The organism is Gordonia sp. SCSIO 19800 (assembly GCF_018132775.1).
GTDB classification, from domain to species: Bacteria; Actinomycetota; Actinomycetes; order Mycobacteriales; family Mycobacteriaceae; genus Gordonia; species Gordonia hongkongensis.
The window spans coordinates 1-527 of the sequence record NZ_JAGRQM010000070.1 but is presented as its reverse complement, the minus strand read 5'-3'; the positions used below and the strand labels follow the sequence as shown (position 1 = coordinate 527).

Annotated in this window: 1 protein-coding gene; it reads left to right on the top strand. The window is 60.9% G+C overall.

Going from position 1 to position 527, the window contains the following annotated elements; translation table 11 throughout:
- Positions 1-526 (top strand): IS630 family transposase (locus KB201_RS24705; protein ID WP_211540922.1); only part of this gene is annotated, 526 nt, incomplete at its 5' end.
- Position 527: the final 1 nt, after the last annotated feature.

Sequence of the window (527 nt, the reverse complement as noted above, 5' to 3'; positions counted from 1 at the left end):
CACCCAGCCGATCTTTCCCATGCTCCCGGGCACCCCGCAACGGGCCAGCCACGACTATGTGCGCAACGGCACCTCCAGTCTGTACGCGGCGTTGGACATCGCGTCGGGAAAAGTGATCGGTTCGCTTCACTCACGGCATCGGGCAACAGAATTCATCGGGTTTCTCCGCAAGATCGACGCCGAGGTGCCCGACGAGCTCGACGTCCACCTGGTCATGGACAACGCCTCTACCCACAAGACGCCCGCGGTCAAACGATGGCTGACCTCGCACCCACGATTCGTTGTCCACTTCACCCCGACGAGCTCATCCTGGATGAACCTCGTCGAACGCTGGTTCGCCGAACTGACCACCAAGAAGCTCCAACGCTCCCCCCACCGCACCGTGAGAGCGCTCAACGCCGACATCAGAGCATGGATCGAGACCTGGAACGACAACCCCCGCCCCTACGTGTGGGTCAAGACCGCTGACCAGATCCTCGACTCCATCGCCCACTACTGCACACGAATTAATGACTCAGAACACTAGC